Annotated in this window: 19 protein-coding genes; 6 read left to right on the top strand and 13 right to left on the bottom strand. The window is 39.8% G+C overall.

Features of this window, described 5'->3' with window-relative positions:
- The first annotated feature begins 180 nt into the window (after positions 1 to 180).
- On the top strand, positions 181 to 426 hold the full coding sequence (locus ACEW8U_RS12195) for a Kazal-type serine protease inhibitor family protein (protein ID WP_373522321.1): 246 nt from the start codon (positions 181 to 183) through the stop codon (positions 424 to 426).
- Between the two features lie 57 nt (positions 427 to 483).
- Here ACEW8U_RS12195 and ACEW8U_RS12190 read toward each other — a convergent pair whose 3' ends face one another.
- Both ACEW8U_RS12190 and ACEW8U_RS12185 read right to left on the bottom strand, forming a co-directional pair.
- Complete coding sequence (locus tag ACEW8U_RS12190; RefSeq protein ID WP_373522320.1) at positions 484 to 756, bottom strand: acylphosphatase; 273 nt, start codon at positions 754 to 756, stop codon at positions 484 to 486.
- Positions 743 to 949 (bottom strand): hypothetical protein, encoded by a 207-nt coding sequence (locus ACEW8U_RS12185; RefSeq protein ID WP_373522319.1) that lies wholly within the window; start codon positions 947 to 949, stop codon positions 743 to 745. Before ACEW8U_RS12185 ends, ACEW8U_RS12190 begins: the two co-directional genes overlap by 14 nt.
- A gap of 64 nt (positions 950 to 1,013) precedes the next feature.
- Here ACEW8U_RS12185 and ACEW8U_RS12180 point away from each other — a divergent pair, with 64 nt between their 5' ends.
- The 3 genes from ACEW8U_RS12180 to ACEW8U_RS12170 all read left to right on the top strand — a co-directional run bounded on the left by ACEW8U_RS12180 (position 1,014) and on the right by ACEW8U_RS12170 (position 3,959).
- Positions 1,014 to 2,114, top strand: coding sequence for a VWA domain-containing protein (locus ACEW8U_RS12180; RefSeq protein WP_373522318.1), 1,101 nt, complete (start codon positions 1,014 to 1,016; stop codon positions 2,112 to 2,114).
- 2 nt (positions 2,115 to 2,116) lie between these two features.
- Positions 2,117 to 3,640 carry a magnesium chelatase gene (locus tag ACEW8U_RS12175; protein WP_373522317.1) on the top strand — a complete coding sequence of 508 codons (1,524 nt, stop codon included), beginning with the start codon at positions 2,117 to 2,119 and terminating at the stop codon, positions 3,638 to 3,640.
- A gap of 109 nt (positions 3,641 to 3,749) precedes the next feature.
- Positions 3,750 to 3,959 carry a hypothetical protein gene (locus tag ACEW8U_RS12170; RefSeq protein WP_373522316.1) on the top strand — a complete coding sequence of 70 codons (210 nt, stop codon included), beginning with the start codon at positions 3,750 to 3,752 and terminating at the stop codon, positions 3,957 to 3,959.
- Between the two features lie 48 nt (positions 3,960 to 4,007).
- Here the strand turns inward: ACEW8U_RS12170 and ACEW8U_RS12165 are convergent, their stop codons facing one another.
- The 4 genes from ACEW8U_RS12165 to ACEW8U_RS12150 form a co-directional block, all read right to left on the bottom strand.
- Entirely contained in the window at positions 4,008 to 5,375 is a 1,368-nt protein-coding gene (locus ACEW8U_RS12165) for a transglutaminase-like domain-containing protein (RefSeq protein WP_373522315.1), read from the bottom strand.
- Between the two features lie 360 nt (positions 5,376 to 5,735).
- Positions 5,736 to 7,562, bottom strand: coding sequence for a phosphoenolpyruvate carboxykinase (GTP) (locus ACEW8U_RS12160; protein WP_373522314.1), 1,827 nt, complete (start codon positions 7,560 to 7,562; stop codon positions 5,736 to 5,738).
- Positions 7,563 to 7,715: 153 nt separating this feature from the next.
- Positions 7,716 to 8,912 (bottom strand): N-methyl-L-tryptophan oxidase, encoded by a 1,197-nt coding sequence (solA, locus tag ACEW8U_RS12155; protein WP_373522313.1) that lies wholly within the window; start codon positions 8,910 to 8,912, stop codon positions 7,716 to 7,718.
- A gap of 121 nt (positions 8,913 to 9,033) precedes the next feature.
- Positions 9,034 to 10,704: an amidase gene (locus ACEW8U_RS12150; protein ID WP_373522312.1), complete on the bottom strand. Its 1,671-nt coding sequence runs from the start codon at positions 10,702 to 10,704 to the stop codon at positions 9,034 to 9,036.
- A gap of 74 nt (positions 10,705 to 10,778) precedes the next feature.
- On the opposite strand from ACEW8U_RS12150, the gene ACEW8U_RS12145 reads away from it, so the two are divergent.
- A complete protein-coding gene (locus ACEW8U_RS12145; protein ID WP_373522311.1) occupies positions 10,779 to 11,222 on the top strand; it encodes a hypothetical protein in 444 nt (147 codons plus the stop codon).
- A gap of 4 nt (positions 11,223 to 11,226) precedes the next feature.
- Here ACEW8U_RS12145 and ACEW8U_RS12140 read toward each other — a convergent pair whose 3' ends face one another.
- From ACEW8U_RS12140 to ACEW8U_RS12115, 6 genes are all read right to left on the bottom strand, one after another.
- Positions 11,227 to 12,063 (bottom strand): formylglycine-generating enzyme family protein, encoded by an 837-nt coding sequence (locus ACEW8U_RS12140; RefSeq protein WP_373522310.1) that lies wholly within the window; start codon positions 12,061 to 12,063, stop codon positions 11,227 to 11,229.
- Position 12,064: 1 nt separating this feature from the next.
- Positions 12,065 to 12,739 carry a DUF1080 domain-containing protein gene (locus ACEW8U_RS12135; RefSeq protein WP_373522309.1) on the bottom strand — a complete coding sequence of 225 codons (675 nt, stop codon included), beginning with the start codon at positions 12,737 to 12,739 and terminating at the stop codon, positions 12,065 to 12,067.
- Positions 12,740 to 12,843: 104 nt separating this feature from the next.
- Positions 12,844 to 15,687, bottom strand: coding sequence for a PQQ-dependent sugar dehydrogenase (locus ACEW8U_RS12130; RefSeq protein ID WP_373522308.1), 2,844 nt, complete (start codon positions 15,685 to 15,687; stop codon positions 12,844 to 12,846).
- Between the two features lie 211 nt (positions 15,688 to 15,898).
- The gene (locus ACEW8U_RS12125) at positions 15,899 to 16,219 is read right to left on the bottom strand and encodes a hypothetical protein (protein ID WP_373522307.1); all 321 of its coding nucleotides are present in this window, start codon (positions 16,217 to 16,219) and stop codon (positions 15,899 to 15,901) included.
- Positions 16,220 to 16,236: 17 nt separating this feature from the next.
- On the bottom strand, positions 16,237 to 17,637 hold the full coding sequence (gene fumC / locus ACEW8U_RS12120; protein ID WP_373522306.1) for a class II fumarate hydratase: 1,401 nt from the start codon (positions 17,635 to 17,637) through the stop codon (positions 16,237 to 16,239).
- Between the two features lie 73 nt (positions 17,638 to 17,710).
- The gene (locus ACEW8U_RS12115) at positions 17,711 to 18,079 is read right to left on the bottom strand and encodes a hypothetical protein (RefSeq protein ID WP_373522305.1); all 369 of its coding nucleotides are present in this window, start codon (positions 18,077 to 18,079) and stop codon (positions 17,711 to 17,713) included.
- 162 nt (positions 18,080 to 18,241) lie between these two features.
- Between ACEW8U_RS12115 and ACEW8U_RS12110 the strand changes: the two genes are divergently transcribed.
- Complete coding sequence (locus ACEW8U_RS12110) at positions 18,242 to 18,685, top strand: DUF2867 domain-containing protein (RefSeq protein WP_373522304.1); 444 nt, start codon at positions 18,242 to 18,244, stop codon at positions 18,683 to 18,685.
- Between the two features lie 142 nt (positions 18,686 to 18,827).
- On the opposite strand, the gene ACEW8U_RS12105 is transcribed toward ACEW8U_RS12110, so the two are convergent.
- The gene (locus tag ACEW8U_RS12105; protein ID WP_373522303.1) at positions 18,828 to 19,208 is read right to left on the bottom strand and encodes a RidA family protein; all 381 of its coding nucleotides are present in this window, start codon (positions 19,206 to 19,208) and stop codon (positions 18,828 to 18,830) included.
- Positions 19,209 to 19,292 lie beyond the last annotated feature (84 nt).

The following is a 19,292-nucleotide window of genomic DNA, read 5'->3' as shown; positions in this document are numbered from 1 at the left end:
TTGCCAGAGGGTGAAATCTGGGAAATTTAAACAAATAGGATGTGAAAATTAAAAATTTAAATCAGATTAATGCAATTTTATACAAAGAATTTTAATGTTTTAATTATTTCAAAAAAAACATATTAAATTTTGTAGCATTGATACATAAAATTGCGTCTTAAGGAAAAGCTAAAACATCTTATGAAAAAAATACTTCCTTTCGCATTAACTATTTTCGCAGTGATCATGCTCTCATTCCAATGTGATGATCTTGAAAATAAAGAGTTAGCCTCAGATGCATGTATTGATACATCAAAAATCAAAACAGATGCGGCCTGTTATATGATTTATGACCCGGTCTGTGGCTGTGATGGAAAAACCTATTCCAATGATTGCATTGCGATGAATAGCGGAGTGTTGACTTTTGTCAAGGGCAAGTGTGATTGATATTTTCCTTTTCCACAAAAAAACAAACTATATTTCCATTAGGAGGCATTTTAATAATTAATGTAAGATCAAAAATTGCTGATAATCTTTTTTTTCCATTTGAGTTATTTCCAAGAATTCAACTTTTGCCATGGGAGGTCCTTCTCTTAACCAATTTTCCATTTCCTGAATTGCCCTGATGTCTCCTTCCATTTCTAATACAACAGTTCCGTCGGTATCGTTTTTAACCCAACCCTTAATTCCCAAGGTAACTGCTTTTTGTTGGGTGCTTTTTCGAAAAAACACGCCCTGAACTCTTCCAAATACGCGGACCTGTTTATTGATCTTCATACCATTTTTCATCAAAGGTACTGGTTACCTCTACGTCAGCTGTGAGTACCTTATAAACCATCCAAATAATCGGAATGGGCGAGATTGAAAACATAAACAAGATTAATCCGGTATTTAAATTTGCTTGAATAGCAGTGATATAAATGATCAGAAAAGTTGTCACCAAATAGACGGGAAATAGGTAATTTTTCATGTTGGTTGTTATTTTGTTTTCAATTATTAAACCTGAATGGGACTCTTATTGTTATGATGCAGATATGAAAGGTTTTCGTTTTACACAGTATGTTCCTCCACAAGATCCGGAGAAAAATGCGTTTGATAATTTACTCAATATTTTCCTGCAATTGGTTACAATGACCGGAGGAGATGTTGCAGAAGCTTTGGCTTGGTTGACCAACCTAGACAAGAGATACAATATGACCAATCCCAATTATGGAATTGGTGATTTCATAGAAGACCTCAAAACCAAAGGATATCTTACGGAAGAAAACCAAAAAGGTGAATTTAAAATCACAGGTAAAGCAGAACAATCAATCCGGAAAAATGCATTGGAGGAGATATTTGGTAAACTGAAAAAAGGAAAAGGCGGACTTCATAAGACAACACATTCTGGTCAGGGAGAAGAAAAGGGGACTGACAGGAGGCCCTATAATTTTGGTGACAATCTGGATCAAATTGCGCTCACGGACTCTATCAGAAATGCTCAGGTCAATCACGGATTTGGAGGGGATTATCTTTTGACCGAAGATGATCTGGAAGTAGTTGAAAATGAATTCAGGACACAGACTTCCACAGTTTTGATGATTGATATTTCCCATTCCATGATTTTGTATGGAGAGGACAGGATTACACCGGCCAAAAAGGTTGCGATGGCTTTGGCAGAATTGATCAAAACCAGGTATCCCAAAGACACTTTGGATATCATAGTGTTTGGAAATGATGCCTGGCAGATTGAAATCAAGGATTTGCCTTATTTACAGGTAGGGCCTTATCACACCAATACCGTGGCCGGATTGGAACTTGCCATGGATTTGCTCAGAAGGAGAAAAAACCAAAACAAGCAGATTTTTATGATTACTGATGGAAAACCTACTTGTCTGAAGGTTGGAATCAAGTATTATAAAAACGCTTTTGGCATTGACAGTAAAATTCTTAGCGAGACCCTCAAACTAGCGGCCCAATGCCGCAAACTGAAAATACCTGTCACCACATTCATGATTGCTTCCGACCCTTATCTTAAAGAATTTGTAAAGGAATTCACAAAAGTGAATAACGGAAACGCATACTACAGTAGCCTCAAAGGTTTGGGGGATTTGATTTTTGAAGATTATAGACGAAACAGAACCAAAAAATTTTAAACATGGATTACCAAAAATTAGCAGGAAAAGACTTATTGAAAATAGTTACCCTTGGAGAACTAAAAGCATCAGGATATCAGTCAAAACCCATCAAAGAAGAATTGAGACTAAATCTGATCCAAAAAATCAAGAATAAGGAAAATGTATTTGAGGGGATTTGGGGATATGAAGATACCGTCATCCCCGATATCGAAAGGGCCATTCTTTCGAGGCATAATATCAATCTTTTGGGATTAAGAGGTCAGGCCAAAACAAGAATAGCCCGATTGATGACACATCTTTTGGATGAGTATATTCCTGTGGTATCAGGGTCAGAATTGAATGACGATCCTTTGAATCCTATTTCTACATTTTCAAGAGAAATGATTGCGACTAAAGGAGACCATACACCTATTTCGTGGTGGCATAGAAATGATAGGTATACCGAAAAACTGGCTACACCTGATGTATCTGTTGCTGATCTGATCGGCGATGTTGACCCTATCAAGGCTGCCACAATGAAACTTTCTTATAATGACGAGCGCGTGATTCATTATGGGTTGGTTCCAAGGTCTCACAGATCCATTTTTGTGATCAATGAATTGCCGGATTTGCAGGCTAGGATTCAGGTAGCATTATTCAATATACTCCAGGAAGGAGATATTCAGATCAGGGGCTTTAAGCTCCGGTTGCCTTTGGATATTCAGTTTGTATTTACAGCCAACCCTGAGGATTATACCAATCGAGGTAGTATTGTAACTCCCCTCAAAGACAGAATCGAAAGTCAGATCATCACGCACTATCCCAAAAACATTGAAATTGGAAAACGCATTACCAAACAAGAAGCAAGGCTGGAAGGCAAGCCAATTTCAAAAATCCATGTACCGGAATTGATGAAGGATTTGATTGAGCAGATAGCGGTGGAAGCAAGGAAGAGTGAATATGTGGATGAAAAAAGTGGTATTTCTGCAAGATTGACGATTTCAGCATACGAAAATTTGATTTCTGCAGCAGAGAGAAGAATTTATATGAACAATGAGGAAAATACCGTAGTGCGAGTTGCAGACCTGATTGGTATTATCCCTGCTATCACCGGAAAAGTAGAATTGGTCTATGAAGGAGAACAGGAAGGTGCAGGACTTGTTGCTTATACTTTAATTGGGAAAGCAGTGAGGACCTTATTTACTGACTATTTTCCATCCCCGGAGCAAAAGAAAAAAGAAAAGGAGCCAAATACTTATGTACTACCGCTATCATGGTTTGGTGATGGGAATTCTCTGGACATTTTGGCCTCCCAAAGTGACAAAGAATATAAATCCAGTCTACATCAGGTACCAGGATTGGAGGATATTGTCACAGGAACCCTGAAAAACCTTCCCGAAAAAGAAAAAGAGTTCTTCATGGAGTTTGCCCTTCATGGGCTTGCAGAATATAGTCAACTTAGCAAAAAACTATTGGATACGGGATTACAATTCAAGGATCTTTTTAGCTCCATGTTTGATATGGGGGCTCCTGAAGAGGGTGATTTTGATGAAGATGATGTTTAAATCTGGCAAAACGTAAGGTCGTTGAATCATGGTATAAGTATAAATTAAAATAATATTGATTACCTTGTGGTCTCCACAACCTTTATTATTTACATCTAACTTTAAAATCATGGACTTATTCAAAAAATTAAAATCATTTCTAATCCTTGTTCTCGCATTGGGATTCTTGTTTGCAACTGCAACGACATCTTGTGGTAACAAAAAAACAGCAGAGGATACAGAGCAAGTTGAACACTCGCATGATGGAGATGAACATCCTTCTGATGGTGATGAGCACCCGAAAGCTGATAGCACAGGAAGTGAGCATCCGAAGAATTAAATCCTGCTTACTTTAATCTTGAAATCAAAAGGCTGTGGTAACACAGCCTTAATTTTTTCTGGTAAATGAAAATGTGGTCAAAGGATAGGCAATTTCTTTTCCCACTTCCATGAGAGGATAAGCAATGAAATTTATAGGACCAGATGCAGGACTTGGAGACACTTCGAGATCTCTTCCTTGGCTTAATTCTATGCGATTGGCTGGGTGACGGCCAAAATAATAAGTTGCCAATGCAGTGTATTTATTCCCCTCACTGATGTCGATTGGCCACCACTTTCCTTCTGCATAGAATTCCGCCCAACAATGATAGCCATCGATACCGCCCTCATCTCTGTCAGAAGGGATAGACGCTCCAATGGAAAACCTTGCAGGAATACCTATCGATCTTGCCAAGGAGATAAAAAATGAATGAAATTCAGTACAGTTTCCGGTTTTGGAATCACAGGCATACACAGCATCTCCTCTTCCATAGTCTCCAAATTTCATATAGCGCATGTTGTCAATGATATAATCATAAAGCGCTCTGGCTTGTAATAATTTGCTGTCATCTTCTTTTCCTTTTATTACTTCGTTGGCTATTTCGGAGAATTGCCCGCCAATAGGCATTAATAAATTTGGTTCTAGATAGATTTGATTAATCGGCTGAACAGCGTCATAGGGACCTTTTTCTTTCCTTTGAACTCTATACTTTATTTCTAATTTCTCGTTGCTTTGTTCTGGAGCTAGTTCTATGAATAGGATTTTATTATTGAAAACTTTCTCTTCCAAGAATTTATGTTTTCCAGGGATTTGCATAGAAATTACTTCTATATCTTGATAATCATCAGATTGGGCAATTGGTATCCAAACTCTAGCGCTGTCTTTGATCACAGGAATTTTTGCCTGATAAGAAAACTCAAATTCATCCCTTCCTTCAATTACTCCTAAGAGGTCGTTTGAGGCAGTTTCTACGGGGACTCTTCGCCATGTTTTGTCGACCACTTGTTTCCAGGTATAGAAGGGTTTGCCATTTAATTTGTGGAGGGAAGTTTCTGTGACGAGCATATTTCCCGGTTCCCCTTCAAGAAAAAAATCAACATCATAGACATCGCCTTTCTCATCTGCGAGATCTACACAGGCAAAATGTCTGTTTGGACCAAGATTGGACAGGTATTCTGTATGAACCCTTACCAACTTTAATTTTAGATTTCGCTCCGAATCATTAATCAAAAAGTAACCATCATTCTGAGTTGTTTCCCGATCTATATAAGCTTTGATACCCTGTTCGATTTCTTGGATTGATATTTTTTTAGTGGAATTTTCAGTGGAAGATGTTGATTGCTCCTGTTTTTCTTTTGAATTTGAAAAACAGGAGGTCAGTAAAGCAAAAAGGACGAATAAAAAGAATCTTGAGGTGATCATAACAGGATTAATCATTTTTATGGGTTTTATTCATGGCATTGTCCAAAAGGTAAGTATTCGTACCCAATTGAACCATAGATAATTTATGAAAGGATTGATTTTTGGAATTTCAACCCACAACTTTAAAAAAAAGACCCTTAAACACCCTCATACTTCATCCCCCATCCTTCATCTAAAGAGATTGCCACGTCGCACGAAGGATTATTCAAAATATCAAAGTTTCCCAAGTGCTCCTCGCAATGACGCGCCACCTCATCTCCATCCTTCCTCTCTTATCCCTCCTCCTTCATCTCCCTATGCCCCAAATCTAAGATCTAAGATCTAAAATCTACCCCAGTACCCTCATCCTTTATCCTTCCTCCCTCATCCTTTACTTCAGTGCCTTTCAGGAGCCAATCCGACTTTTTCAGGGGACCTCCAAAGAGCTGAAAGCAATAACTCCCTCATAAAGAGAAATTCTTTTGGGATTTTATCATAGGCTTTTTCAAAGAGTTCCGAATGACCAAGCAGTTCAGCTTTCCATGGTTCTGTCTCAATGATCATGATATTATTGAAGTCTTCTCGGGTAAAATTTTCAAGTCCAGTCCAGTCCATATCCTTGTATCTTGGTCTCCATCCAATTGGGCATTCGACGGCGGAAATCTTCCCTTTGCAACGACCTATGATCCATTTCAAAACCCGCATATTGTCACCAAATCCCGGCCATACGAAGTTTCCATCTTGGTCTTTTCTAAACCAATTGACACCGAATATTCTTGGTGCATTTTCCAAATCCCGGCCAAACTGTAGCCAGTGATTGAAGTAATCTCCCATATGGTAACCCATAAATGGAAGCATTGCAAATGGATCTCTACGAACTTTTCCTATTTCCCCAAAAGCAGCTGCCGTCATTTCAGATCCCATAGTTGCAGCCATATAGACCCCAAAATTCCAATTGAAAGCTTGATATACCAAAGGTACCGCTGTACTTCTGCGCCCCCCAAATATAAAGGCTGTAATCGGAACACCTTCAGGATTGTCCCATTCTGGATCTATAACCGGGTTTTGGTATGCCGGGGCAGTGAATCTGGAATTGGCATGCGCAGCTGGTTTTCCGCTGTTTTTATCATAAGGCTTACCATGCCAATCTGTAAGGCCTTCGGGAACTTCTTTGGTCATACCTTCCCACCAAACATCACCGTCTTTGGTAATGGCTACATTGGTAAAGATGGTATTCTCTTTGATACTTTCCATAGCACTTGGATTGGTATTGTAGTTGGTGCCAGGTGCTACACCAAAATATCCGGCCTCGGGATTAATCGCGTGTAATTTACCATCATTACCTTTGTGAATCCAGGCGATATCATCACCTACTGTGGTTATTTTCCAACCTTCCAATTCTTCGGGTGGAAGCATCATCGCAAAATTGGTTTTTCCACAGGCACTTGGAAAAGCAGCAGCTACATAGCTTTTTTCATTTTGCGGGCTCTCCACGCCCATGATAAGCATGTGTTCTGCCAACCAGCCTTCCTCTCTTCCCATCGTGCTGGCAATACGGAGCGCAAAACACTTTTTGCCCAACAGGGCGTTTCCACCATAGCCACTTCCATAGGAAATGATCAATTTTTCTTCAGGAAAATGGGATATGTACTTTACATTTGGATTGCAGGGCCATTTGACATCTTCCTGACCTTTTTCGAGTGGAGCGCCCAATGTGTGGATACATTTCACGAAGTTTTCATCAATATAGGGTATTGCCTGATTTCCCATTCTGGTCATGATCCTCATATTCACTACTACATACTCACTGTCTGTAATCTGTACACCATATCGGGATAGGGGAGATCCAAGTGGACCCATACAGAAAGGAATGACATACATGGTTCTTCCTTTCATACTTCCCTTAGTAAGGTCATCAAGTATGGTTTTCATGTCCGAAGGACTCATCCAATTGTTTGTCGGTCCGGCATCTTCTTTTCTTCTGCTACAGATAAAAGTTTTATCTTCTACTCTAGCGACATCACTTGGATCAGAAAAACAGGCAAAACTGTTTGGCCGTTTTTCAGGGTCTAGCTTGATAAATGTTCCCTTTTCCACCATTAGCTGGCAAAGGGTATCATATTCTTCCTGAGACCCATCACACCAATGCGTTTTTTCAGGATTGAAATGACTTGCCATACTTTCTACCCAAGTCTTTAATTCTGTTTTGATATTGAAGATCATAATATATTGATTTTGTTAAAAATTGAATTTTTCTGATTTGAATTTTTTTTTTGGTATCCTGAAATTACAGAATTAAAACCGTAATTCAGGGTTAATTCAAGTGATAATAGTTTTAATATTCAATGATAAAAATCATTGAATTGATTATAAATACTATCTTAAATTGTTTTTAGTTGATATTTTCTTTAAATGTCTCCATCTAAATTTATCCAGTGAAAACAAAAGGGTTTTTTCCAGAATTTTTGCTGATATAGCTTCTCCCAATGCTGCAGAATGTTTGAACCCATGACCACTGCAAGCAGATACAACTAAAACTTCTGGAAAATCGGGTAATTCATCCACCAAAAAATAGGAATCTTGGGTAACTGTATAAATACATACTTTTGATCGGAGCACTTTCTTTTCCAAATGGTTAAATCGGTTTGCAATTTTCTCTTGGATAAAAAGAGCTTCTTCTTCAGGACTTACTTCCCGGGAAAGAGTATCAGGATGGTTTTTCTCCAAAAATGATTCTGATGCCATTTTTACAGATTTTCCATCCAATGAAGGAAAACCATAAACAAAATCTTCCGGCCCTTCTCCAAATCCCCACATATACACCGGTGTTTTTCCCAATTCAAAACCACTTCCCTTTTTAGGGAGCCAATGCAAGATCTGTCTACAAATCTTAAAATGTGGTTTTTCACTTTCAAATAAAAAGTCCTTGACCCAAGCTCCTGCACTTATCACGGCCCTTACTGCTTCAAATTGTCCCTGATTGGTGATGATTTTGACCCCACCACCTTCCAATGGTCTGATTCCATGAACCTTGGTGTGGGTCTTGATTATTGCTTGGTTTTCTTCAGCCAACTTGATTTGTGTTGTAATGGCCAATTCCGGTTTTAGGAATCCCGCACTTGGTTCATAATAAGCCATTCCAGATTCTTCCAAATTAAATTCAGAGAAACGTTTTTTTAATTCATGACTGTCAAAAACCTCAAATGGAATGTCTCCTTCTTTTGCAAACTGAACTGTTCTTTTGAAAAAACCTTCAGAACCGTGCTTTGACCAGCTTTTTTCACCAGAATCAAAAAGTAGGCCTCCGGTAGTTGTCATGATTTTTTCACCGGTAATAGCTTCAATGTCTTTCCATATCTCATGGGAGCGCTTTACAATGGGGACAAAATCCATTCCTTCACCCACTGCAAGCCTTGTAATCCGTGTCTCACCATGTGAAGACCCCATGGTGTGTGGTGGTGAAAATTGGTCAATTCCCAAGATCCGCTTTCCGGATTTGCTTAGCTGCCAAAGTGTGGAAGATCCCAAAGCACCTAGTCCGATAACCGCAACATCGAAAGAATTTTTGTTCATGGGGTGTTTGGTATATTATTGAAATTTTCCTTGATTTTTACAATTTACTTCACATCGGTCGTCGGTCATCCAACATCGGTCAACCTCTAATTTCTCATCTCTCGGTTCTCGCATCTTGTCTCTATTTATCAAACATAGGAGGTCTCTTTTTCTGCCAATCTGTATGTTCTTGGTATGCCCTTCCCAACATGATGAGTTTTTCCTCATCAAATAGATTTGCCAAGAAGGTGATGGAAGTTGGGCTTCCATTCTCTGTAAATCCATTAGGAAGACATAATGCTGGATGTCCGGTTAGGTTGGTGATGAGCAATTGATTTCCTCCGAAAGAGGGACTTATGATTACGTCATATTCCTGAAATAGTGAATGGATTTCTTCTATGAGAATTGACCTATGTCTGTTTGCCTGAATATATTCCACCGCCGGAATAAACCTGGCAGCTCTTAACATATTGGGCCATGCGTTCTTATGCTGTGCTACCAAAAGATCATCTCTGCTTGATCGGGTGAGGTCATCAAAAGCCGCAGCAGCCTCAGCGATCAAAATGAACCGTATGCTGGCAGGAGAAATTGAGGTTTTCAATTCCAATGGATTCATAGTAAATCCTAAATTTTTCAAGTCATCCAAGACCTTTCGGTCATTTTCCAAACCATCTCCATCAAACAATTCGGGGAAGTATCCTATTTTCAGGTCTTGTACCTTTACGGATGCATCATAATTAAATGCGGCGGCGATGGTACTTTTGTCCTTCACATCCAAGCCATTGATCACCGAAAGCACAATTCCATTGTCCAAGGCCGATCTGGATATGGGTCCGATTTTGTCCATACTCCAACTCAAAGCCATGGCCCCATGACGGCTTACCCTTCCAAAAGTAGGTCTCAATCCGGTCACCCCATTTCTGGTGGATGGGGAGACGATACTTCCGAGAGTCTCTGTTCCAATAGCAAACGGGACCAATCCTGCACTTACGGCAGAAGCGGAACCAGCCGAAGAGCCACTGGCTCCCTGTTTCAAGTTCCAAGGATTTTTGGTTACTCCACCGTACCAAACATCCCCCATGGCCAAGGCCCCAAGCGTAAATTTCCCCACCAAAACGGCTCCGGCACCTTGCAGTTTTTCTACTATTGTTGCTGTTTCATTAATTTCCTGGTCTTTGTAAGGCATGGCACCCCAAGTGGTCTTGGTACCTTTTACAGCCAACAAGTCTTTGACGCCATAGGGTATTCCATGCAAAAGACCCCTATATTTCCCTTTAGCAATCTCTGCATCCATGGCTTTTGCGGAAGCTATTGCTTCAACTTCCAGTAGCGTGATCAAGCACTGCAAAGTATCGGAATAATTTTTTATCCTATCCAAATAGATCCTCGTCAATCTTTCAGAACTGATTTTTTTATTTTTGATCAATACCGAAAGGTCAGAAACGGGAAGAAAGGCAATGTCAGCGTCTTTGGTTGGTAATTTCACATCTTTAGGCAAGCCCCAAACATAGGGTTTCTGATTTTGATCCGGTACAAAACCATTGGGAAGCGGATTGAAATAGAGTGCAGGTGCAGTAGCATTTTCCAGTTTTTGCTCCCTCATCCGCTCAAAACTGTTTCGATGGTTGGTCAGGTTTTGGATCATGCTGTCTTTTTCAGCTGGACTGAATTGCAAGCCGATCAATGTTTCTGCTCCCGAGATCATAACAGGACTTATTTCGCCGGCTTTTTTCCCTGCTATAAAACCTATACCTAGGAGACCGCAGCCTAAGACAAATAATCCAAGCTTTGACTTGTTTTTAGTTGACATCATGTAGTTTTGTGTTTGGGTTGAAGACCTATCTGAAAGGTTTAAGTTAAATTTCCTGAATATAAAGAAATAACATCATGGACAAAAACAGCATTATGCCAAGCTTCCCCATGCTAATGCGTGGTCTTCTTTTGCTTACAGGAATGTACACTTTTGCGTGGTCTGCTTTTTTTAGGTATTTCGGTGGGGATCTTCTGAGGTGGCTTACCATGAATCCTACAGAAATCCCCGAAATCAGTGGAAGGGTTTTCGGCACGGTTGGTATGGTATTTGGTTTTTTGATTTTTCTGAGTGCCTTTTATCCCATCAGTTGGCATTATCTCATCATGGTAGGAATTGCCGGAAAAGTAGTGTTGGCAGCATGGTTTGTACTCCTATTTATCCCGGAGTTGGGTTGGAACAAGCGTTCCATTTTTCATTTACTGTTCAATGAATTAATTTGGTTGGTACCAATATCAATCATCCTGATAAGGGCGATCAAAGTGAAAAAATATTTGAAGGATTTGCCGGAAGAGGTTTAAAGATTTATCTGTTTACCCTCACCAATCTAAATCCCACATCATAACCATTTCCCGGACCAGCACCATGGAATAGATAGGTTGCATTGGTGACATCGGAAGTAAAACTACCGCCTTTCAATACATGTATTTCACCCTCTTCTGGCGGTGTTGGGTCAGCAAAAACATCATTATTGTAATAGTCTTCAACCCATTCCCAGACATTGCCCAGCATGTCATATAATCCCCACTCATTAGGCTTTTTTGTGCCTACTTGCTTAGTCGTACCCTTATCATTCTGTTGAATCCAGGCTAGTTCTCGTGTTTCGGACCAAGAAAGTAAGGAGTCATTTCCCGCTCTTGCAGCATATTCCCACTCAAATTCGGTAGGTAACCGATATTGATATTTGTTATCAAGGTTATTCAATTTCACCAATAACTCCTGCACCATTTCCCAAGTGACATTGTCAACTGGGTGTAAATCTGTGTTAACACCTACTTTGTCTTCATTAAAAATTGATGGATTGGTACCCATGATCGCTTGCCATTGCCCTTGCGTTACTTCATATTTTCCAATGTAATATGGTTGGGAAATATAAACCCAAAAACCTGGTCTTGAATCCTTTTCTGCCATTTCTTGACAAAGTTTGAAATCCTTTTCCGTCCATTTGATTTCATCCGGAACATCTCTGGTATCCGGAAAACTTGGGCATTCAATTTCAATTTTCCCAACAAGCATTTTACCCGGTTTAATCCTTACAAATTCCATATCAAAGCTGTTAGGTAATGGAGGCGGAATCTGTTGGGCAAAAGAAGAACAAGAAGCCATCAATACCATTATTAATAATAGAATTAAGTCCTTCATTTTAAAATTCTGATTTAAGTTCCTTGATCATAATGTTTTTATAGGAATGGGAGGTATCGGGTCTCCAAGAGAAATCACAACAACGCCCTCCCGGTACTGATTGCAATGTGGAACTCCAATGCAGCTGAAGGGCAATCATTCCATCGCTTGCATCCGCAATCAAATCGTTTCTTTTCCCATCAGCATCCCACATATGTGTTCCATTTATCCACAAAGAAACTTTTGGTATCTCTCCGGTTATGCGTATTCGGAAGCTGTTCCAATCCCCCTTTTTCCAAACCTCCTCTAAATTCTGAATGTTGGCATTGATAGTGGTTTTCAACATTTCACCAAAAAGATTACCTGTTCCCATCTCCCCATCTCCTGCCAATTCCAATTGATAGGCAGAACCACTTTCACTTGATCGGAGGAAAACACCCCCATTGGTACCAGGATGTCCCTTGAATTCAAGGTATAGCTCAAAATCTTGATATTTTTGATCCGTGAGAATAATACCACCCTGTCCATATGGAAATTGCTTCATAACAATGGCCCCGTCTTCCACAAAGAAATTTCCCGTGGTTCCATGATGGTTGGTTTTGCTGATGTGCCAGCCTTCCAAATCTTTCCCGTTAAAAATTGAGACGTATTCTTTTTGTATATAATTCTTTTGTGCGCAATTTATATGACAAATCATTATAAGAAATACCCCTATCAATTTTCTCCCAAAAAATTCGAAGAATGACAAAGGGGAAAGGTCTTTTCTAATATAAGATTGAAGTAGACTCGTCATCATTATATTTATCTTATAAATTCGATTCCCGTCATCATGATCAAGGCGTCACTTTCTTTTGCCTGTAAATTCTTTACCACGATATATAAATTATTTACTCCAACTGATTTTGAAACATCAAAGATTGCCGGAGGTCCCATAGCTTCTCCGAAGAAAGGTCCCTTATCTCCTTTGGGCGCAGAAGGTATTGTAAAGGGCTCCCCAATTACCTGCCCATCCGGACTGCCCGATCTGATCTCGATAGTTGCTCCTACAAAATGGGACCAATGCCAAAAACGATTTGGGGCACCGATTTTGACCTGAGTGATTCCTGTTAGGTCTATCCCTCTAAATCCTATATGTCCACCTTTTCCTGTAAATATAAAACCCGGATCATTGGTGGAGGGCGTATACGAAATGCCCTCTTCTGAAAAGAAATCAGCATCCTCTGGAGCCAAAACCGGATATCTAAGTAGGATATAATCCTTGCCAACTAGGTTTAGACCATCTTTTTCCTTTAAGCCTTTGTCGGTATAACTTGCCAAGAAAACATAAGAGCCCATTTCCAGAGTAGTTCGGAAATACGAATCCAACCTTTTACCTCTACCCCTTTTGTTAAAGGCTTTAGTCTGGTATTGGCCTGATGTTCCGAGATTGATGTTTTCCCTGTTTTCAGAATTTATCTCTAGGATAAAATCAATGATCTGAGAAATTTCAGCAGGATTTAGCATGGATTGGGGAGGCATAGGTGAATCACCCCATTTACCCGAGCCACCCTCAGCAATACTTTTAGACAGTATCTCAAAAGCTTTAGAATCTTCCTTGTACCTCTTTGCGATATCCTGAAAAGAAGGGCCAACTAATTTTCTGTCCTCTAGGTGGCAGGAAAGACAATTGCTTTTTTGTACTAAAGCTTTTGCATTGAGGTGTTTTAGCCTGGTGTCAGGATTCAGTTTATCTTGTCGGTCCAACAACTCCAATTGAGGATAGGCCATTCCTGAAGGAATATATTGTGCTGTGACCAAAACTTCTTCCTTTCTGATCATTCCATCCATCAAACTTCCATCTTCCTTATCTTCAACAGAAACTACATATTTAATCATCCCGTCAGGAAAGTAAAAACTTTGGTTCCCTTCTAAAATTTTGAATTTAACCTCAGGACGACTATTCCCAGCTATGATTTGGAATGAATCTTCAGAAGCAAGTCCATCGAGATCTTTTACTTCGAGATTTACAATATAATTTCCTGGTTCTTCAAGAATCAGTGTTGGATTTTGGTCAGTGCTGTTTCGGACGATTTTTCCATCAATACCTTTGATCGTCCAATTATATGTCAAAGGATCGCCGTCCTTATCCAAACTCCCTTCAGAAGATAGCTTTAACTCCAGAGGCACCTTTCCATCCAATGCAGAAGAACTTGCTTTTGCAATAGGCGCCCTATTTCCAGCATTGTATTCGATTCTAGAGATTTTTCCCTGTCCACCTATCCCGTATTCAACCAAATACAAATCTCCATTGGGACTGAAATCCATATCCAAAGGCTGGCTGTGGGTCAACTGTCCTGCTGGAAGAAATCTTTCCAGAGAGATAACTTTGGAGCGCTCCTGATCCATTTCCACGACCATGATCCAGTTGCGTACATAATCAGTGATAAACCACTTGCCTTCAAAATAATCCGGGAAAACCCGTGCAGCATTTTCTGAATAGTCATTCTTTCTAAAAATCGGGCCACCTACTGCAGACCTTGCTGCACTTCCCAATATAGGCCACTCTTCCGAAACTTGATAGGGATAAGCGATGAGCGCTTCTTGTGCAGGTGGAAGCATTTTGAGCCCTGTATTGTTGGGGGAATCATTGTAGCTGGAATCGGGCTTATAGGGTGCTCCAAAAACTCCTGTATTGTAGTCATAGCTGTTGTATGCCCAGTTATAGCCAATAAAATACGGCCATCCATAATTTCCAGGACCTTTGGCGACGTTAAACTCATCATAACCCATTGGACCAAATTCTTCTGAGTCCACTCCTGCGTCCGGTCCCACTTCTCCCCAATGTAAGTATTGAGTTTTGGAATCAATGGACAATCGCCAAGGGTTCCTATTGCCCATTATATAGATTTCGGGTAAAGTGTTTGGTGTACCCTGTTCAAATAAATTTCCTTCAGGGATGCTGTATGTGCCGTCAGCCTGAGGCCTTATTTTAATAATTGTGCCCCTTAAATCATTGGTATTTCCGGCAGTTCTTGCTTCATCTTCTCCTCTTCCTCCTTCGTTTTTAAATGGGAGTGGAGAATATTGGGTGGGATGTGAATCCGCTCCAATACTGAGGTATAAGTTTCCTTCATTATCCCAGGTCATTCCTCCACCAAAGTGTTGTCCGTCGGGCTGCTCCCATGGAAATGATAAAATGATTTTTTCATTGGCGATGTCTAGAAGACCATCTTTTCCCAGTTCAAATCTGGAAAGACGCAAGGCATCACCTTTGTCAGCTGCTGCCGAATAAAAGAGGAATATTTGGCGGCTACTCTCAAAATCCTTGTCCAATACAATCCCTATCAATCCCGGGGCAGTTTCTTTAGTCAGGTCCAATGTACCCAGTATTTCGACCTCATTGGTTTTTTCATTGAACCGTTTGACGTTCCCGATACGCTCAATCCAATACACATATCCACTCCGATCAAATTCAATTTGGAGGGGTTCTTCCAAACCTTCAACAACAACTTTTTGTGTAAACCTACTGTCATCAGGCTGGATTGAATCCTCGTTTGTTGAAGTTTCTTTACAGCCTATTCCCAATCCTAAAAATAGAAGGACCAACAATGAAAATTTTATCGGGGAAAACAGGGGGAAAGCCAGTTTTTTTGGGAAGGCAATCATGGATCGTTTTTTGGGAAATGTAATTTGTATTTAAAGATGGAAATTGTCTATTGAAAAGAGAAGGGATACTTGATAATTGGCAATTTCCATTTCTTTGCTCTAGTCAAAAAAAAGAGTTAAGTCCTTTTTACTTTAAAAAAAGACTTAACTCCTGAATTTGCTTTGAAAGGAAGTTTTGATTTCCTCTCAGGTCTGAGATTTTAGCGAAAAGCTACAAGAGAATGATCAACAAAATAAGGATGACAATCAATGCACCTGTGGAAATATAAAGCCCACTTTCTCCTCTGGATTTTGCTTCTTTTTCCAGAGTTCTGAGTTCATCTTTCAACTCTTTTCTTTCTTCCTTTGAAAGGGTTGAAAAATCCATTTCTTTGATTTCAAGAACTTTGGATTCTATTTCCAAGAGTCTTTCTTTTTCTTCCACCGTCAAAACTTTCGGTTCTTTTGATTTAAAAGGTATTGCCTCACTGGGACTTCCGGTAAAAGCAAATAAGGCCGCTGCTGCAGCAAGTGTTAAAAGGGGCTTTTTCATGGATGTAAAATTTGATTTTATTTTAAACTACCTGTCATATCCTCTGGTTTAACCCAAGTGTCAAATTGTTCGTTTGTCAATAATTGTAATGCCAATGCAGCTTCCCTCAGGCTTGTACCTTCTTTATGTGCTTTTTTGGCTATTGCAGCGGCATTTTCATATCCGATATGAGGATTCAAGGCTGTAACAAGCATAAGCGAGTTTTCTAGATGTCTCTTGATAAACGGCCTGTTAGGTTCGATTCCCACGGCACAATTGTCATTGAAAGAAACACAAGCATCTCCGATTAACCTTGCTGATTGCAGGAAATTGGCCACCATCATCGGTTTAAAGACATTCAGCTCGAAATGGCCGTTTGATCCACCAATAGAAATCGCCACATCGTTGCCCATTACTTGCGCAGCTACCATGGTGATGGCTTCTACTTGGGTGGGGTTAACTTTTCCCGGCATGATAGAGGAACCGGGTTCATTTTCAGGGATCAAGATTTCTCCAATACCTGACCTGGGACCTGATGACAGCATGCGAATGTCGTTTGCAATTTTCATCAAGCTTACGGCTAATTGTTTTAAGGCACCATGGGTTTCAACTATTGCATCATGTGCCGCCAGAGCCTCAAATTTATTGGGTGCTGTTACCATTGGTTGACCCGAGAATTCGGCTATTTTTTTTGCCACTAATTCTGAATATCCCTTGGGTGTATTCAGACCGGTCCCTACCGCAGTACCTCCCAAAGCCAATTCTGAAAGATGAGGTAAAGTATTTTTCAAGGCTTTTAATCCATGGTCAAGCTGCGCGACGTATCCGGAAAATTCTTGTCCCAAAGTCAATGGTGTAGCATCCATAAAGTGAGTTCTACCTATTTTGACTACCTCCATAAAAGTTTTGGATTTTGCTTTCAAAGTATCCCTTAATTTCTCCACTCCAGGAATAGTGGTTTCCATCACCATTTTGTAGGCTGCAATATGCATTGCAGTAGGAAAGGTATCATTTGAAGATTGGCTTTTGTTGACGTCATCATTTGGGTGGATCTTTTTCGTTTTATCCTCTAAGAAACCTCCCAATAATACATGCGCCCTGTAGGCAATTACCTCATTGGAGTTCATATTGGATTGGGTTCCCGAACCGGTCTGCCAGATCACCAAAGGGAATTGGTCATCAAGTTGTCCGGTAAGGATTTCATCACAGACTTTGGCAATAATGTCTGCTTTGTCCTGTGTTAATACACCCAACTCGGCATTTGCAATTGCTGCTGATTTTTTCAGAATAGCGAATGCCCTGATGATTTCTATGGGCATGCCGTTACGCTCGCCACCGATTTTAAAGTTATTGATAGACCTCTGTGTCTGTGCACCCCAGTATTTATTTGCAGGAACCTCCACGGGCCCCATAGTATCTTTTTCTATTCTAAAGTTCATAGGCTTAATTTGTTGATTATTTTGTTTGGTATGCTAAATTAGTACCTATGGTGGATAATACATAAGCAAAGGATTAATTATTAAGGAGATCTAAAAAAATCCCCTGTGAAATTTTTATTTTCCGCTTGAAATGTGACCATGCAAACCAGTAATTTCCGATTCCTAAGGTTAATGTGATCATAGCCAGATAAAGATTTCCAACTAATAAGGCGAAAATCAAGGCTAAAATGACCGACAGCAAAGTCCAAAATCCCAAGAAAAATATTGATCCAGGAAAGAGGCTGTAAGTAAGAAAAAGAATGCTTCCTGATGGAGTGCTTTCAATTTCACCTTTGATCAATGGTATGAAGCTATCAGCCCTCTCGATTTCCAATGAAATTCTGAATCCGTCTTTTTCTAGATTTCCATTAAATAGGTGTTCATGTTTTGATATGTAATCCAAGAAATTTGCGTTTTGAGTTACCAAATCCAACCGTTTCAAAATCTCTTTTTTATTGAGTGTTGAAACCAGCACCTCGCTATGATTCGGGAAAAATGGCATATTTGGCTAACCCAATTGATTTGTTATTGTTATTTCAGTGACATAAATATTAAATTAACAAAAATGACTTCCAAGATAATTAGCGAAAGGATGAGGTTTAAGATCGGTGGTGATCCTGAAAATGTGTTGGAAAGGTTATGGAGTATTGGCGGTGATTCCGGTTGGTATTATGCCACCAATCTTTGGAAGATTAGGGGATGGCTCGAAAGACTGACTGGTGGAATCGGATTTAGAAAAGGCAGAAGAAATGCGACTGAGCTTATCAAAGGTGATCAGATTGATTTTTGGAGGGTAGAAACAGCGGATAAGAAAAATAAATATCTCAAGCTAAAAGCAGAAATGAGCTTACCGGGGATTGTTTTTCTACATTGGAAAATTAATCAGGATGAATTGATCCAAACCGTTGAATTTATCCCAAATGGGTGGAAAGGAAAAGCCTATTGGATTTTAGTCAGGCCTTTTCATTACTGGATTTTTTACAACATGGGCAGAAGGTTGGTCAAATAGTTGAAATAATCATCTATGAAGATTTAAATTACCCAATTAGGTGCTGCATGGAAGTCCGAAGTCCGAAGTGAGGACAAATTGAAATTTTAGCCGTTTTGAGAATAGGTTCGAGTTTTATCGATAAAATATGTAGATATTCAACCTACTTCACTGCAATACATGATATCTCCACATTGACATCTTTGGGAAGTCTGCTTACTTCGACAGTCTCTCTTGCAGGAGGATTTGTTTTGAAATATTGACCATAGGCCTCATTGATGGTCCCAAACTGTCCCATGTCCCTGATGAAAATGGTGCACTTCACCACATCTGCAAATTCAAAACCTGCTGCCCGTAATATAGCCTCCAGGTTTTTCATAACTGCATGAGTTTCTTCTGTGATATTTTCATTGATCAACTCTCCTGTTTCTGCATCTAAAGGAATTTGACCTGAAACATATAGCGTATTGCCTGCTTTTACGGCTTGAGAATATGGACCAATGGGTGCAGGTGCTTCTTTAGAAAAGATGATTTCTTTGGACATAAATATTGATTTTCATGCAAATTAATTATTTGAGCTGCAAAGACACAGATCTAAAGAATTTTTTTACACTAGTAAAGATATTAT

Source organism: Aquiflexum sp. (assembly GCF_041751335.1).
Classification (GTDB): domain Bacteria; phylum Bacteroidota; class Bacteroidia; order Cytophagales; family Cyclobacteriaceae; genus Aquiflexum.
The sequence above is the reverse complement of the archived record's forward strand: the minus strand, read 5'-3'. Positions and strand labels throughout refer to the sequence as shown.

Excerpts from the sequence above, each read along its gene's own strand:
- ACEW8U_RS12195 (WP_373522321.1), top strand. The coding sequence starts at position 181 with ATGAAAAAAATACTTCCTTTCGCATTAACTATTTTCGCAGTGATCATG.
- ACEW8U_RS12190 (WP_373522320.1), bottom strand. The coding sequence starts at position 756 with ATGAAGATCAATAAACAGGTCCGCGTATTTGGAAGAGTTCAGGGCGTG.
- ACEW8U_RS12185 (WP_373522319.1), bottom strand. The coding sequence starts at position 949 with ATGAAAAATTACCTATTTCCCGTCTATTTGGTGACAACTTTTCTGATC.
- ACEW8U_RS12180 (WP_373522318.1), top strand. The coding sequence starts at position 1,014 with ATGAAAGGTTTTCGTTTTACACAGTATGTTCCTCCACAAGATCCGGAG.
- ACEW8U_RS12175 (WP_373522317.1), top strand. The coding sequence starts at position 2,117 with ATGGATTACCAAAAATTAGCAGGAAAAGACTTATTGAAAATAGTTACC.
- ACEW8U_RS12170 (WP_373522316.1), top strand. The coding sequence starts at position 3,750 with ATGGACTTATTCAAAAAATTAAAATCATTTCTAATCCTTGTTCTCGCA.
- ACEW8U_RS12165 (WP_373522315.1), bottom strand. The coding sequence starts at position 5,375 with ATGATTAATCCTGTTATGATCACCTCAAGATTCTTTTTATTCGTCCTT.
- ACEW8U_RS12160 (WP_373522314.1), bottom strand. The coding sequence starts at position 7,562 with ATGATCTTCAATATCAAAACAGAATTAAAGACTTGGGTAGAAAGTATG.
- solA (WP_373522313.1), bottom strand. The coding sequence starts at position 8,912 with ATGAACAAAAATTCTTTCGATGTTGCGGTTATCGGACTAGGTGCTTTG.
- ACEW8U_RS12150 (WP_373522312.1), bottom strand. The coding sequence starts at position 10,704 with ATGATGTCAACTAAAAACAAGTCAAAGCTTGGATTATTTGTCTTAGGC.
- ACEW8U_RS12145 (WP_373522311.1), top strand. The coding sequence starts at position 10,779 with ATGGACAAAAACAGCATTATGCCAAGCTTCCCCATGCTAATGCGTGGT.
- ACEW8U_RS12140 (WP_373522310.1), bottom strand. The coding sequence starts at position 12,063 with ATGAAGGACTTAATTCTATTATTAATAATGGTATTGATGGCTTCTTGT.
- ACEW8U_RS12135 (WP_373522309.1), bottom strand. The coding sequence starts at position 12,739 with ATGATTTGTCATATAAATTGCGCACAAAAGAATTATATACAAAAAGAA.
- ACEW8U_RS12130 (WP_373522308.1), bottom strand. The coding sequence starts at position 15,687 with ATGATTGCCTTCCCAAAAAAACTGGCTTTCCCCCTGTTTTCCCCGATA.
- ACEW8U_RS12125 (WP_373522307.1), bottom strand. The coding sequence starts at position 16,219 with ATGAAAAAGCCCCTTTTAACACTTGCTGCAGCAGCGGCCTTATTTGCT.
- fumC (WP_373522306.1), bottom strand. The coding sequence starts at position 17,637 with ATGAACTTTAGAATAGAAAAAGATACTATGGGGCCCGTGGAGGTTCCT.
- ACEW8U_RS12110 (WP_373522304.1), top strand. The coding sequence starts at position 18,242 with ATGACTTCCAAGATAATTAGCGAAAGGATGAGGTTTAAGATCGGTGGT.
- ACEW8U_RS12105 (WP_373522303.1), bottom strand. The coding sequence starts at position 19,208 with ATGTCCAAAGAAATCATCTTTTCTAAAGAAGCACCTGCACCCATTGGT.